The sequence below is a fragment of the Nitrosopumilaceae archaeon genome (assembly GCA_035631875.1).
Classification (GTDB): Archaea; Thermoproteota; Nitrososphaeria; order Nitrososphaerales; family Nitrosopumilaceae; genus TA-20.
On the sequence record DASQHX010000010.1, the window covers coordinates 142,561 to 157,716 of the forward strand.

Below are 15,156 nucleotides of genomic sequence, written 5' to 3' on the forward strand. Positions count from 1 at the left end.
TTAATGAAAACCTCGATTTTTCTTGCCATAGTTCTAATTTCGGGTTTTTCTGCAGGGCTTGTTCATGGTCTTGTCAATCTTGCAATAGTAGAACCATATCTTGATACCGCAATAGGAATAGAAAATCAAAATAAATTTTTAGAAGGGCAAGTAAAAGATACTCCACAGTTTTGGGATGAATTTAGCAAATACAGAACATGGCAAAAAGAAGGCGGTGTTCTATCAGGCGGAATATTAGGACTTTCTACAGGTGCACTATTTGGCATAGTGTTTGCATATTCAAGAAATAAAATCCCAAGTAAACATAATGTCAAAAAAGCACTAATTCTTGCAGGAATAATGTGGTTTACATTATTTTTTATTCCATTTTTGAAATATCCAGCTAATCCTCCAACAGTTGGCGATCCAAATACAATAATGTTTAGAAGTTCAATCTATATTGCATTCATAGCATTATCTGGTCTTGGTGCGCTTGGTTTTGCAAAATTATACAACAGATTACAAAATAAAAAATTCCTCATACTTATAGGATATGCTGTATACATGATCATGGTTTTCTTACTAATGCCCCAAAACCCAGACAAGATTACAGCACCATTGGATCTGATAAATGGTTTCAGAATAGCATCTCTGGGTACAATGACATTGTATTGGATTGTCAATGCATTAATACTTGGTTTACTTTGGCAAAAATTTCATCCAGATATAGTTACAACAAGAACCTAACATACACCTCAAGCCCATAATTTTACATTGAAAAATTTTGTGATGTCATATTAAGATGAAAGGATTTTATTCTCTTCTTAATGCTACCATCGGAGATAGTCTTGACGCCTTCCATGCAGGAAACAATCCCGCAGCAATACTTAGAATTACTGACAATATCCAAACTTTGATCATGTCAACTGGAAGAAATATCGGAGATACGTGTGGCGAACTTGCAACTGCGCTAGCGGCTGCACGTACACCACCAGCAAATGCACCACCACCTCCGCCTCCACCCCCAGTAGGTAAACTAACTGATATAGAACTTAATGCATAGCCTGCACCTATTCCAACAATTAATCCAATTGTTGCACCCAAGATTCCAATCAAAACAGCCTCCACTAAAAACAATGCAAGAATATCCTTACCTTGTGCACCTATTGCTTTCATAGTACCAATCTCACGGATCCTTTCTGTTACAGAATTGTAAAGTGTTGTAACAATTCCAACTGCACCAACAACTAATGCAATCATTCCAACACTTAGAATAAAGGCACTGTTTCCGTTTGTCAGATTTAATCTTGTAGCCATTATGGCTTTTGGAGTGATAACTCCAATTGTACTTCCGTATAGACCGGTAATTTCCTGTTGTACAGTATCTACACTATCAGATGTTTGTGCTGCAACATTTAAAACATCATACTTGCCTGATTTGTGAAATATTTGATTACCAGTAGGTTCGTTTATGATAACCGCTCTGTCTATTTGATTATATCCAGTAGACTGCAAAACTCCTGATACTATAAAGCTTCTAGATTGTTGTTGTGATTTTCCATTGGCATCAGGATAAGAATATGTTACTTTAACAGTTTGACCTACAGTGATCAATGTACTTGTAGCACCAGGCGGATTTGCAATACTATCACCAACAAGCATTGCAGAACTATCGGTTTCCTTTACTACAGAACCATCTACATATTGCACATTTGGTACAATGGTTGTCAATTTTTGAGGATCAATTGCAATGACAGAAGCTCGAATGATACGTCCTTGAGTGTTTAGTGTAACAGAACCAGTGTATTCTGGTACAACATCATCAACAGCAGGAAGGGATTTAATCTTGGTTACCGCCACATTGTTGAGTATGATAGATGTTGCTGTTGTATCTACATTAAACGTTCTCTGACCTGAAGTTACAAAAAGTACATTTGTTGCCAAATTGTTTAATTGTTGATTGACAAATGCGCTTTGTCCAGCACTAAGCCCGTTTAGACCAATCATGAGACTGCTTCCAACCAATACCATAAGTACAGTAAGAACAGTACGAACCTTTCTATCGCTTAGTGCACCAAAGGATAATGAAAAAATTTCTGTTGGTTGCATAAACTAGTTCCTTTTACTTTTTATCAGAAATGGAATCATCAAGTAACGCTTCAATATCAACATCTTTTTTATTATTTTTTTGAATCTTATTCTTTGAAGAATTACGTTTTTTCATGATAAAAACTGTTGCTACTACTGCTGATGCCCCGGTGACTGGAAGATAAATAAACATCATCATTCCACCACGAATTCCAAATAATGTATTAAATCCTGAACCTTGTCTTGCATTAGCAAATGAAGTCGGTTGTTGTGCATTGACAGTTCCATTGAGAGTCAACTCATGAACATGTTTCAAATCGTCAGCATATACAACTTTGAATGAGACTTGATGAATACCAGGCATTATTGTTCCTGAAAGCGGAATACTAAATGGTGTTGGAGAGTCAGAAGAGAGATCTCCAATGTATTGTGGTGTAGAATCAGCAAGTATTGCTTGTGCGGAAGATAAGGATCCACCTCTAATATGTTGTCCTGAACCACCTCCAGAATATTGTCCTGAACCACCTCCAGAAGGTTGTTCGGAACCACTGCCTCCAAAGAGTTGTCCTAATCCTCCTCCAGAATTGCCTCCCTGTGTAGTATCAATTGATTGAGCATTTCGTCCATACGTATTATTTTGAATTGGACTTTCAAGTAATTCAGGATGGAGTAATTGAACTCTAGTAAACAATCCTGTTGTACTTCCTTGATTTAAGAGAGTTCCAGTAAGGGTTTGGGTACTTCCCACATTACTTACAGAAATGCCATTTACTTGTATGTTGATGTCACCAACTACATATGCACCAAGATTCAGACTGCTGGTTTTTGCCACACCATTTGAGATGTAGCTTGCAGCAACTGTAAATGATGCAGGGGTATCAATTACATTAGTGGATGCAAAGACTTGAGTAGAGAATCTTTCAGAATCGCCAGGATTCATAATTGGCACTGTCCATTGAGAATCTCCAACTACACTGATAGAACTCGGTGTGGCTTGTTGTGGAGCTGCAGATGGAGGTGTTAAAGAGATGATCAGGTTTGAAAGTATAGTTCTGCCAGTGTTTGTAACTGTAAAGTTCAGATTTTCCAACTTTCCTGCAGTTAAAAGTGGTGAACCATTTTTGTTGTCTGGCGATATGTTCAATGTAGACGTAGTAACGTCTGGAGATATTACTAGTCCAGTTGAAATGGTTGATGACAGTTTATAGCCATATGCATTTCCATATGCAAGTTGAAGTTGTACATCTTGAGTACTACCACTTGCAGAACTACTTGGATAAATTGATGTAGTGATAATGCTTTTTCCGTAGGCAGGAATAGTACCAATGTTGAATGTATTTGCACCAAGGTTTACCAATTGAGTCGTTGATGACTGTAATGTTAACGCGGAACTGCCACTTGAACTTCCTGTTGTTTTTCCTTGACCTAATCCTATTAGAGAAACAACCACTCCAGTAGCATCTGAGCTGCCTTTGTTTTCTATAGCTATACTTACATCACTTGGTTGATTTGGAGGAATGCTTGTAGTAATTGGAACTGCATCCAAGACAACTTTGCCTGGAAGCATGAAAGGTACAGTAATCAGCGCAGAATTACACAACGTAAAGGAACCTGAATCATAATAATTAACCACAAGCGGTGTTGGGTATAGACCGACCTTGACCTTATCTGACACATTAATATCAAAAAAAAGAGTAAATGTAGAACCGTTAGTTACAGTATTATCATAACTAGCAAGAGCTGGATTATTTGCTCCAGCTCGTAGTGTAGCTTTGAATATGTTTTGAGCTGAAGGATCTCCGCTTGTTCCAGTAGGTGAATATCCAGATGGGAGATTAAGTACTCCTGTCACATCAATAATACTAACAGGACTTCGGTTGACCATAACAACAGCAAGTGTAGATGGGCCTTCTCCTGGGCCTATCTCTTTTTTTAATGGAGTACCACTGGTCGTAGATGATGCGCTTTGATCTGTCCAAAATGAATCCAAATATACTGGACCCCTGTAGCTGGAATCCTGTATGTTAACAATTGAGCTACTACATGACGGTGTGTCAGCGTATGCATCAAATGAATTCGAAAGTGAGAGAGACATTATCAAAAGCAGAGACAAGACTGATGTTTTTAATACAAGAGATCTTTGTAATTTACCAAAAACAGATTTTATTGATGACATTTAATTTATGGTGTCTCTTTCCACCTTTCCATCTCTTAGAAAGATGGATCTATCTGTAGACTCTGCAAGTTCTGGATTGTGTGTTACCATGATTATTGTTCTTTTAAATTTGTTTGATAATGTCTTTAGCAAGTGAAAAATATCATCCCCTGTTTTTGTGTCAAGGTTTCCTGTGGGTTCATCTGCAAGAATTATTGTTGGATCGTTTACCAAGGATCTAGCTATTGCTACTCTTTGCTGCTGTCCTCCACTAAGGTTTGATGGTTTGTGTTTTGCCTTGTCTGCTATTCCTAGCGCCTGTAGAATTTTCATAGATCTTCTGTTTCTGTCTGTACGTGACATTCCTGATATTATTGCAGGTAGCTCTACATTTTTTTGTACTGTAGTTCTGTTAATCAAATTAAAGGATTGGAAAATAAAGCCAATCATGTTATTTCGTATTGTTGCGATTTCGGTGTCTTTTAGAGAAAAGATGTCAATTCCGCCTATGTAGACCTTGCCAATCGTAGGTCTGTCCAAGGCTCCAATTAGATTAAGTAGTGTAGATTTTCCGCTTCCAGATGGACCTACAATTGATACAAACTCGCCTTTTTTTATTGTAAAGTTAATTTTTCGTAGTGCAACTACTTTTCCTGCTGCTCCAGAATCATATATCTTTGAAAGATTTTCAATTTTCAAAGATATGGAATCATCATTTGTAGATCTTGTAGATTCAGTAAATTGTGTAGGAGATCCTACTGTAAAGTCATTATGAATTTTAAGATCAGAAATTGGGTTGTTTATTTCATGATCCATTAACTTTACACTAGTGTTCAAAAAATCTCCTACGTAACATATAGTTATTCATAATAAAACGATTGTCGAACCTTGTTCACTAACAAGGTTACTGAAAGACAATCAAATTCTTTTCGTCACTGAGCTTATGTGGGTTTTTTCTTATTTACATATTGTTTACACAGATTATGTAAATAGCTATAACATATTTCACACATATAGAAACTCAAATATAATTAGATAGAAAAATTTCACATAAATTTAATACTTGTATTAACTAGTGATAGGACGGTATCCTTGTCACATGAATATAGAGATAGAGTCTACATAAGAAAGGATATAATATTAAAATTGACAGAACATGGTGAGATGAATCAAACATCACTTTTAAGCTATTGTGGTTTGAATCTGATGAAACATAAAGACATACTTGACAGTTTAGAAAAAAAAGGATTCATAAAAAAAACAGAAGAACCCTGGGGAAGTAAAAAAATGATCAAATATGCTGTAACTCAAAAAGGAAGAGAATTTTGTAAGCTAGTTTTAGAACCTTATGAGAATATGTTTCCACGAAAGGAGAAAAAAGATGAAGAACAAAGTTAGCGAAGCGTTTTATTGGGATATTTCCAAGTGATATCAAAATGTCAGAATCAGAAACAAATCCAGATGATAAAGAAATCAAAGAAAAAAAGGGTAACAGCGGAAATAATGATAAATCAAAGGGAGAAAATTTATTTAAAGTTCTAGATGAACTTCTTGCTCATACAAATAGTTCTAGACGTTTGTTTTTAATATTTATTGCATCTGCACTTCTTTTTGCACCCATTGCTTTAGGATTAGGTGGAGTATTACTAGGACATCCCACTTACAACATCAGGCATTTGGAAGGAATGATGGGAGGATATACGGCCAATATGCCAATGAACGGCGCACATCTTCAATTAGTTTCACAAAATGGAACAGTCATAAAAGATATCCCTATTCAACAAATGCAACAACACCCACATGGTACAGGAACCATATTTTTAGGAATTAGTATCTTTATTATAATTTCCATCATATTTGCAGGAATATTGTTGTTTATTGCAATAAAGGAGTATCGTTTCTTTTCCAAATGGAATAAGAGATTCATAAAATACAAGTCATTAAATGACAAAATCGATAAAGAGCTTGGAGAAGACTAGTCATAATTATCAGATGAGAATAGTGCAGTCATGTCAACTAGATAGAATCTGATAAAGATTTACTCAGTTTTAAAAATATCGCGGCGTCATAAATTTAGAAAAATAAAGGCTGTGACAATCTTAATATTCAATTCAAAATGCAACACAGTTATGAATAGATACTACATGGTTGCTATACCTGCGATTATTACAATTGCTGCTTTATCTTACATGCTTTATCCACATCAAACCCAAGATACCAAAGTAACTCCACAAACACTAATGCAAAACGGTTCACCTATATTGGGAAATCCAAATGCTCCAATTACCATAGTAGAATGGGGAGACTATCAGTGCACTTATTGTCATGCATTTTATAAAAATAGTGAAGATTCACTCATCAAAGAATATGTTGATACTGGAAAGGTCAATTTCATATTTCGTGACTTTCCTCTTAATGGTCCAGATTCTATTCTTGCAGCAGAAGCATCGTATTGTGCAAATGATCAAGGCAAGTATTGGGAATATCATGATGAGTTATACAAAAATTGGGCAGGAGAAAAAACAGGCTGGGTAAATAGAAACTCGTTAGATCAATTTGCCAACACTGTAGGAATAGATACAACTCAGTTTGATAAGTGTCTTGACGATAAAAAATATGAACAAAAAGTTTTGGATAATCAAAAATTTGGTGAGAATATAGGAATCAATGCAACCCCGTCATTTTTGATTTTTAATAGTAAGAATGGAACTAAAATTGAAGGTGCACAGCCATTTTCTTTCTTTAAACAAGTTTTAGATTCATTCTAACCAAACTTAATATTCATAATCTCAAAAGGTCATTTAATGGTCAAACCCACAATTCAAAAACAAGATTCTGTAAAAATGTACAAGTTACGAAAAACACTAGAGGAACTTTCAGATAAATCTGGTCGTGGAACAGAACTTATTTCATTATACGTACCGCCAAAGAAAGCATTACATGAAGTGATAAACGGATTACGTGAAGAACAAGGAACTGCAGATAATATCAAATCTGATCTTACAAGAACTCATGTTGTTGATGCACTTTCACGTGTAATACAAAGATTAAAGCTATACAAAAAACCTCCTGATAATGGTCTTGTTGTTTTTTGTGGTGCACTTCCTGCAGAAGGAGGAGGTCCAATAGGTAGTGAAGTAATCAAGCTTTACGAAATAGAGCCGCCAAAGGAGCTGCAGACGTTTCTTTACAGATGTGATGATCATTTTCATGTTGATTTACTAAAAGACATGTTAAAAGATGATAACATGATTGGATTCTTAGCAATCGATGCAAAAGATGCTGGATGGGGTTTGTTACACGGTGAAAAGCTTGAGGTATTATCAGAAACATCGTCAGGAGTAGCAGGCAAACACAGACAGGGAGGTCAGTCAGCTAGAAGATTTGAAAGATTACGGGAAATGGAGCTCAACTCATATTATAACCGAGTTGCAGATACCACAAAAGAATATTTTATTGATATTTATCCAATAAAGGGACTGATAATATCAGGACCAGGTCCCACAAAAGAGACTTTCATAAGAGAAGGATATTTGGAATATCGTTTACAAAACAACATTATAGCAACCCTTGATGCATCATATGCAGGATCAGAAGGAGTTCGTGAAGCATTTGCCAGAGCACAAGAAGTATTATCAGACTATAGAATGGTAGAAGAGAAAAAACTTGTTGAAAAACTCTTCCAAGAAATTAATTTTAGAAGAGGGCTTGCAGTATATGGATTGAAGGATATCATTGATCTTTTAAAAAGAAATGTCGTAAACATGGTGCTTATCACTGATGATACCAATCTACGAAAACTTGATGTCACATGTAGAAGATGCCAAAATATACAAACAGAGATTTTGGAACGACCCAAACTCATACAAAGAACACAGGAACTTTTAAGCTCACCATGTCCTAATTGTAAGAGCATGGATTCTGAATCTGCTGAACATGATATCGTAGACTATCTGTCAATAGTTGCTGGCGAAACGGGTGCAAAAATAGAGGTAATATCAGGTTCAACAGAATATGGTGCAATGTTATCCAGTATTGGAAAAGTCGGGGCATTTTTAAGATATAATCCAAATCAATAACAGGATATGTAGAATCGTATTTTATAATAAAAAATTAATTTCGGTAGCTCTAAATATTTTATAAAATCAACATATTCTATGGAACATGTATTACCTGAAGAGTTTGATTCTAAGATTTTAAACAGTAGAGAAAAAACACTAGTTCTCTTTTATGCTGACTGGTGTCCTTATTGTACAAATTTTAAACCAACTTTTGAAGAAATTGATTCAGACAAGGCACAGAAAAAAGCAGCGTTAGTAAATGAGGATGAGAATCCACTTTGGGACAGATTCAACATACAGGCCGTGCCCACTATGATTGTTTTTCAAGATGGAAAACCCGTTGCCAGAAGAGATGCCAAAAAACATGTCGGTTTGACAAGATCAGACATGGAATCCATAATAAAGGAACTTTAAGACCATTTTTATGGAACGTGTATGATCAGTATGCATGCAAGCAAAGTGCAAGATTAGATTTGATTTTACAACAACAGATTCTGCCTATTACATAGGCGGAAGATATGATCCTTTGATTATACTGACAGATATTGAAGGAAAATTACCCGCACATATTCAAAAATCACAGTATAAGAATGATAAAAATACTGCAAAAATATCTGCAGAATATTTTATTATTTATGATGATGTGAATCTTCCAACCCAAGAGGCAGAGGGTTCTTTTGCAAGATTTGTGGGTGAAGATCCATATGAAAAGTTATTTGAAAATGATATTGAATTGGTAAAAAACCTAATAAAAACAACATATGGTGTAAGCAAAACTCAGAATGATAAAATTGGACATAAAATAATACACGACATAATAATTTAATCAGGATTTAATTTCAATACAAGATCAGAATCTTCACATAATATCATTTTAGAAATTTAAATGAAACGATTATTGAATTAATTCTGCATGTTTTCTTATTTTTGCAGCCAGGTTTTCCAGATCATCATCATTTGAAATCATTCTTTTTGTCCATGCTGTGCCAGTACTAGAATACCTAGGCACTATGTGAACATGAACATGCGGAATTATCTGATTTGCTGCTTTTCCATTATTTTGCGCTATGTTAAATCCATCTGCACTAGTAACTTTCAATATGGCATGTGCAATAACAGGAATTTTTGAGAATAATGAAGAAACATCCTCTGTGTTCATATCAGTAATTCTTTCATGATGATCTCTAGGTATGACAAGTGTATGGCCTCTTTGTATCGGGTATTTATCCATTATAGCAACGTGAGTTTTATCCTCATAAACAAAATGAGCCTTTACTTTTCCTTCAACAATGTCACAAAAAAGACAATTCATAGAATACTACGTTTTAGTATTTTATTTAAATTAATGCCAAAATGATGCACCTGTTAGTCAAAAGGATTTGAAATCAATTCATCTGAGGCCTTCTTTATTATCATAAATATTTTTTTTATCATGTGATTTTTTGAAGATCTTGATATGATCATACAATCCAAATGAAAACAAGAGATAAGACCATAAAAATAAAATATCTACTGGATGTCCAGTATAATACGAATTGTCTAACGAGAAATATTGAAAGGCAGTATCAGCAACAACTTCAAATATCATTCCAATTAACAATAGCGACCACAAAAAGTTTACTTTTCCTTTAAAAAATAATGCCGTACCAATCATAGACGGAATCAATACAATTGCATCTGCTATTGGATAAATTGATCCCAGAATAATTGCAAATTCAGATTCTCCAGAATTGTTGTCAAATGTCATGTATAGATTTGGAATTAGAATCGTAACAGCAATTATTGATGTAATTACTATCATTTTTTTCGATATTGCATTTTTGAATGGGTATATGTATAGAATTGAAAATATAAAATAAAACGGATATGCTAACAAATAGAAAAAATCTGCACTAGATGGAAATGGTTTTTCCTTGTACACTAGCTCATTAACTAACCATATTTGTTCTGCTACAAACCACATTGCAGCAAATATAGTAAAAATAAGCCATGCTTTTCCATGACTGCCAGTCATGCTATTTCTTTTTGTTAAAATCCCAGATAGAATCACCACGGAGGCAGGTATTGGTATAAAAATAAGATTTGTAAATAAATCAGCTGTTTCTTTTCCAATTGATTCAGCAATTATAAATCCAAAACCAGTAGCAACTAAAGAAATTAACAGATATTTTTGTAATTGAAGTTTTTCTAATCTTGTTTCCATTTTTATAATCTGTACCTTACAACAAAAATTCGTTATGTGTTATAAATTAACATTGTATCAAAGATTATTACTAAAACCATTTACACTGCAGATCAATTAACAAGATGATTCTATTCACCTTCAGGAAATTGATAAAATGCAGGTATGTTAGTTGGTGGATTACCATACACTAGTGCAATTTCATCATGAGCGTGTAACGATGTATCTTTCAAGCTAGTAGTCACAGCTTGTCCATTTACATAGATTATAGGAGATCTATCAGTTGGCGGCATTCCTATACTAGTCGATTGCCAAATGTCAAAGAATTGGCCTAGTGTAAATCCTCTTTCTTGTGGAGACTCTATGTGTATTACACCATCTGGAGTATGGGTATGTAACCAATACAGACAGCTATTATTGTTTTCAATTCCAATAAATGCCGGAACTGTTAATGGATGACCATCAACAAAAATATCAAGGTGAGCATGTACATGAAAAGTAACGTATTCAGTAGTATCGCATTCAATTCCATCTATAAGGACTGAATTACCTGCCCTAGTGTTATCTAATTTTGGTATTGCAACTGCCAATATTGCCACAATAGATGCAATTATGGCTATTGCAATTATCTTATTTTTGAATTTTTTTGGTCGTCTTTCATCATTATGTTTTTTATCAAAACCTTCATCCTTGTTTTTGCCCATTGTCTAACCGTATTCTATTTTTCAACTTATTAATTCCATCGAAATTTTCATGTTTAAATTTTGGGTCGTGGTTTTACCGGAATTAGTGAAGATATAGACTAATGGTTGTTACTAGATACTGTTATTTAGGGCAAAAATTTGACTTTGATCAATTTATGGGCAAAAAAGATCGTGAAGAGCGAGTAAAGGAACGAGAGAGCTACGTTGAAAAACATCAGAAACAAAAGATGAAGTACAAACTAATAGCTCTTGGTGTTTTTGGAGGCATTATAGCTGTACTTGCAATTTCAAGTTATAATTTCTATGTGCTATCTACCACTGTAACTCCAACTGGAGTTCCGCCTGGAGCAGGTCCTCTTGGAGGAATTCACATTCACGCAGGATTATTAACAATGATTTACGGTCAGATGTTTGATTATTCTACTCCAGCTTATCAGATAAAAAGCCCATACATATCATTTCAGAAGGACAATGGTGAGACTGTTCACATGCTAGCTGCAAATGTGACTATGGGTTATTTGTTTAAGTCACTTCACATAGGGTTAACTGACAAATGTTTCATCTTTCCAGATAAGAGGCAGTTTTGCAGTGATAACACCTATACTCTAAAATTCTACGTCAATCACCAACAAGTGCCAAGCATACTTAATTATGTATTTAAAAACAATGACAGAATTTTAATTTCGTATGGTAATGATACTCAATCTCAGATAAATGATCAACTAGCAAGAGTTGATTCCTTCAACTTAATTACCTAGGGTTCTTTAAGCGCATCTTTTAGTCTGTTGAACTCTTCAATTGATATTTCTCCTTTGGCAAGTCTATTTTTTAAAATCATAAATGAATAATCTTCTTCTACAAAATCATTATATTTTTCTACAGATTTTTTAGGATCATCAACATTCTTCTTATTCATTGGTTTGAAATCAGAATTAAACCATAGTTTATTTTTCTTTGCATAAAGAACTGCCACGATCACCCCCACACCAGCTAAAGCAATCAGAGGATACAACATATTATTAAAATTAACTGATAATGGGTTATTTTCTGATGTTGTTCCCGTATTAGATGAAGTATTACCTATAGAATCTCCAAGATTCACATTTTCGTTCAGTGAGATTTTCTCAGATTTTGCTTGCGTTAATTGTAGTCGTTTTGCATTTTCAATTCTTTTTTGAATTTCTTCATAAATTGCTTGAGCATCAGTGGTTTGTGTAGTTCCAGTATTATTTTGTGTTGAGGTTCCAGATGAACTTGGTGTAGTTGGTGTTGACGTAGACATGGTTGTGGCATACGCTACGTTAGATGGATTACTTGTACCTGCAGAGTTTATTGCAGATACCCTATAGGAATATTGTTTACTTGGAGTCAATCCAGCATCTTGATATGTCAATGTCAAAGTATTTTGAATTGCACTAAACCCGTTTCCATCATTTCTTTCAATTTTATATCCTGTTATCGGCGAACCTCCATTCATCGTAGGTGTCAACCAAGAAAGATCAATTTCTGTTGATGAGAAAGAAGTTGCGGTCAGACTAACTGGCGAAGATGGTGTTATTGATGAGCCATCAGGTGAAAATATAAAAGTTATAGTTTTACCAGTTGCTTTATTCATAACGAATGCAGTAGCATTGTAAATTCCCTTAACTGAAAAGTTTTTTTGATTATTTGGAGTGCTAGTATCAACCATGATTTGAAAATTGTTAGCATTATCTGTAGTTCCAGACGCTAAAAGTGCAAAGTTGTCAGGACCATAAATCACAATATACACATTTTGTGAATCACCTGGTGCAGTTTTGCCAGAAAAAACAATCTGGTTTCCTCCTTTGTAAAATCCAGCATTGGTTTGAAACGATGTTACTTCTGCATATGCAGGTAAAATTACTGATGAAACCAATGGAATTACAAATAAAATCGAGAGTAGATTCACCAAACTAATTTTCATAGACTGTTTTTTACTTACATAATTATTAAAAACGCGTAGAATTGATACTTTTCAATGTAAAGCTAAAATTATGCCAGTTTTCTTCCAAATGTATCAAAATGGAAATATCTAGTAGAAATGTTGTAGTAGGACCATCAAGAGCCCCTCACAGAGCAATGTACAAAGCAATGGGATTAAATGATGAGGATCTTGGAAAACCATTCATTGGTGTATCTCACACTGGAAATGAGGCCACACCATGTAACATACACCTTGGAAGATTAGCCCAAAAAGCAAAGGAGGGAGTAAGTGATTCTGGAGGTACTCCAAGAGAATTTGCAACAATTGCAGTAAGTGATGGCATTGCAATGGGTCATGAAGGTATGAAAGCATCTCTAGTCAGCAGAGAAATAATTGCAGATTCAATTGAGATAATGGTAAGAGCTCATCAATACGACGGATTAGTTGGAATAGCAGGCTGCGATAAAAGTTTACCAGGCACTATGATGGGAATGGCAAGATTGAATCTTCCATCAGTTTTTGTATATGGTGGTACCATCATGCCAGGAATTTATGAAGGAAAGCAAGTCACAGTACAGGATGTTTACGAGGCAGTTGGTTCCTATGAGGCAGGTCAATTAACTCTTGAAGCTTTGAAAAATCTTGAAAACGTAGCATGTCCAAATGCAGGCTCCTGTGGCGGTATGTATACTGCAAATACCATGGCGTCAATTAGCGAAGCAATTGGAATTGCATTACCAGGTAGTGCATCTCCTCCAGCTGAAGATCCACGAAGAGAAAAAATAGTATACGATAGCGGCAGGGCAGTTCTAAATCTTTTAGAAAATGGGATAAGACCAAAAGATATTTTTACATTTGAGGCATTTGAAAATGCAATTACGGTTGCAAATGCAATAGGTGGCTCTACTAATGCAATTCTTCATCTTTTAGCTTTATCTCGTGAGATTGGAGTACGGCTTACACTAGAAGATTTTGAGAGAGTTAGAAAAAAGACGCCTCATATTGCAGACATGAGACCTGGAGGATTTTATGTAATGTTAGATTTAGACAAGATTGGAGGAATTCCAATTTTAATGAAGAGTTTGGCTAAGAAAAATCTCTTAAATGAAAACGTAATGACTGCTACTGGTAAAACTCTCAAGCAGAATCTAGATTCAATTGCACTTTCATTTGATGCTAATCAAAATGTACTCAAACCAATTGAATCCCCAATTCATAGAACTGGAACACTGGAAATTCTCAGAGGTTCACTTGCACCAGATGGTGCAGTTGTAAAAGTAGCTGGAGTACACGCGACAGAATTTCGAGGTAACGCCAAAGTTTTTGATAGAGAAGAAGATGCATTTGATGCCATTTCAAAAAGAGAAATAAAAGAAAACGATGTTGTAATAATAAGATATGAGGGTCCTAAAGGAGGACCCGGTATGAGAGAAATGCTAGGAGTTACTGCTGCACTGGTAGGACAAAAACTTGGAGAAAAAGTTTGCTTAGTAACAGACGGAAGATTCTCAGGTGCGACAAGAGGTCTTATGATAGGCCATGTTTCTCCAGAAGCTGCTGTTGGTGGAAACATCGCTCTAGTAAAAGAAGGTGATGAAATCATAATCAATATTGAAAAAAATACTTTGGATATGTCAGTATCTGAAAGTGAACTTGCACAAAGACGTAAAGAGTGGAAGCCTAGAAAGCCAAATTATGAAACTGGTGCATTAGCGAAATATGCATCACTTGTAGGTTCTGCCTCCGAAGGCGCAATTACTAGTCCACTAGGACAAAACTAATTTTTCTAAAAATTTAGAAATCTACTGGAAGATGATACTGACAAAAAAGTCTAGTTTTTTCTCTAATTGTTTTTGCGGTTATTGACACTCCATCTTCTAGCCCTTTCTCGCAAATACTACAAACTGCATTTTTGACAACTGTTTTGAGAGGAGTTGTTTTTTTAACAAAATATAGATCTTGGAATAACAAAATTTCGTTTCTATTTTGACTTGTAGCCAATATCTGCGACATGCATACCATACGTCAAGATCTGATATAAA

17 protein-coding genes are annotated in these 15,156 nt (G+C 35.0%); 9 read left to right on the plus strand and 8 right to left on the minus strand.

The window, feature by feature from the left end:
- The first annotated feature begins 3 nt into the window (after positions 1 to 3).
- A complete protein-coding gene (locus VEU72_05790) occupies positions 4 to 726 on the plus strand; it encodes a CbtA family protein (protein ID HYL66645.1) in 723 nt (240 codons plus the stop codon).
- A 66-nt stretch (positions 727 to 792) separates the two neighbouring features.
- On the opposite strand, the gene VEU72_05795 is transcribed toward VEU72_05790, so the two are convergent.
- The 3 genes from VEU72_05795 to VEU72_05805 are packed head-to-tail and all read right to left on the minus strand — an operon-like array spanning position 793 to position 5,059.
- Positions 793 to 2,088, minus strand: a complete 1,296-nt coding sequence (locus tag VEU72_05795) for an FtsX-like permease family protein (GenBank protein ID HYL66646.1) — start codon at positions 2,086 to 2,088, stop codon at positions 793 to 795.
- A gap of 13 nt (positions 2,089 to 2,101) precedes the next feature.
- Complete coding sequence (locus tag VEU72_05800) at positions 2,102 to 4,243, minus strand: hypothetical protein (GenBank protein ID HYL66647.1); 2,142 nt, start codon at positions 4,241 to 4,243, stop codon at positions 2,102 to 2,104.
- Positions 4,244 to 5,059 (minus strand): ABC transporter ATP-binding protein, encoded by an 816-nt coding sequence (locus VEU72_05805; GenBank protein ID HYL66648.1) that lies wholly within the window; start codon positions 5,057 to 5,059, stop codon positions 4,244 to 4,246.
- Between the two features lie 255 nt (positions 5,060 to 5,314).
- Here VEU72_05805 and VEU72_05810 point away from each other — a divergent pair, with 255 nt between their 5' ends.
- From VEU72_05810 to VEU72_05835, 6 genes are all read left to right on the plus strand, one after another.
- The gene (locus VEU72_05810) at positions 5,315 to 5,620 is read left to right on the plus strand and encodes a winged helix-turn-helix domain-containing protein (protein ID HYL66649.1); all 306 of its coding nucleotides are present in this window, start codon (positions 5,315 to 5,317) and stop codon (positions 5,618 to 5,620) included.
- A gap of 38 nt (positions 5,621 to 5,658) precedes the next feature.
- Positions 5,659 to 6,201, plus strand: coding sequence for a hypothetical protein (locus tag VEU72_05815; GenBank protein ID HYL66650.1), 543 nt, complete (start codon positions 5,659 to 5,661; stop codon positions 6,199 to 6,201).
- Between the two features lie 150 nt (positions 6,202 to 6,351).
- Positions 6,352 to 6,990 (plus strand): DsbA family protein, encoded by a 639-nt coding sequence (locus VEU72_05820; GenBank protein ID HYL66651.1) that lies wholly within the window; start codon positions 6,352 to 6,354, stop codon positions 6,988 to 6,990.
- Positions 6,991 to 7,026: 36 nt separating this feature from the next.
- The gene (gene prf1, locus VEU72_05825; GenBank protein HYL66652.1) at positions 7,027 to 8,301 is read left to right on the plus strand and encodes a peptide chain release factor aRF-1; all 1,275 of its coding nucleotides are present in this window, start codon (positions 7,027 to 7,029) and stop codon (positions 8,299 to 8,301) included.
- Positions 8,302 to 8,379: 78 nt separating this feature from the next.
- A complete protein-coding gene (locus VEU72_05830; GenBank protein HYL66653.1) occupies positions 8,380 to 8,697 on the plus strand; it encodes a thioredoxin family protein in 318 nt (105 codons plus the stop codon).
- Between the two features lie 34 nt (positions 8,698 to 8,731).
- Positions 8,732 to 9,109, plus strand: coding sequence for a hypothetical protein (locus VEU72_05835; protein HYL66654.1), 378 nt, complete (start codon positions 8,732 to 8,734; stop codon positions 9,107 to 9,109).
- A 69-nt stretch (positions 9,110 to 9,178) separates the two neighbouring features.
- Here VEU72_05835 and VEU72_05840 read toward each other — a convergent pair whose 3' ends face one another.
- From VEU72_05840 to VEU72_05850, 3 genes are all read right to left on the minus strand, one after another.
- A complete protein-coding gene (locus VEU72_05840; protein HYL66655.1) occupies positions 9,179 to 9,595 on the minus strand; it encodes an HIT family protein in 417 nt (138 codons plus the stop codon).
- 78 nt (positions 9,596 to 9,673) lie between these two features.
- On the minus strand, positions 9,674 to 10,486 hold the full coding sequence (locus tag VEU72_05845; GenBank protein HYL66656.1) for a hypothetical protein: 813 nt from the start codon (positions 10,484 to 10,486) through the stop codon (positions 9,674 to 9,676).
- A gap of 110 nt (positions 10,487 to 10,596) precedes the next feature.
- The gene (locus tag VEU72_05850) at positions 10,597 to 11,169 is read right to left on the minus strand and encodes a hypothetical protein (protein HYL66657.1); all 573 of its coding nucleotides are present in this window, start codon (positions 11,167 to 11,169) and stop codon (positions 10,597 to 10,599) included.
- Between the two features lie 155 nt (positions 11,170 to 11,324).
- Here VEU72_05850 and VEU72_05855 point away from each other — a divergent pair, with 155 nt between their 5' ends.
- A complete protein-coding gene (locus VEU72_05855; GenBank protein ID HYL66658.1) occupies positions 11,325 to 11,927 on the plus strand; it encodes a protein-disulfide isomerase in 603 nt (200 codons plus the stop codon).
- Here the strand turns inward: VEU72_05855 and VEU72_05860 are convergent.
- A complete protein-coding gene (locus VEU72_05860) occupies positions 11,924 to 13,114 on the minus strand; it encodes a fibronectin type III domain-containing protein (protein ID HYL66659.1) in 1,191 nt (396 codons plus the stop codon). The genes VEU72_05855 and VEU72_05860 overlap by 4 nt on opposite strands.
- A gap of 98 nt (positions 13,115 to 13,212) precedes the next feature.
- Between VEU72_05860 and ilvD the strand changes: the two genes are divergently transcribed.
- Positions 13,213 to 14,895, plus strand: a complete 1,683-nt coding sequence (ilvD, locus tag VEU72_05865) for a dihydroxy-acid dehydratase (GenBank protein ID HYL66660.1) — start codon at positions 13,213 to 13,215, stop codon at positions 14,893 to 14,895.
- A gap of 13 nt (positions 14,896 to 14,908) precedes the next feature.
- Here ilvD and VEU72_05870 read toward each other — a convergent pair whose 3' ends face one another.
- Positions 14,909 to 15,127, minus strand: coding sequence for a hypothetical protein (locus VEU72_05870; protein HYL66661.1), 219 nt, complete (start codon positions 15,125 to 15,127; stop codon positions 14,909 to 14,911).
- Positions 15,128 to 15,156 lie beyond the last annotated feature (29 nt).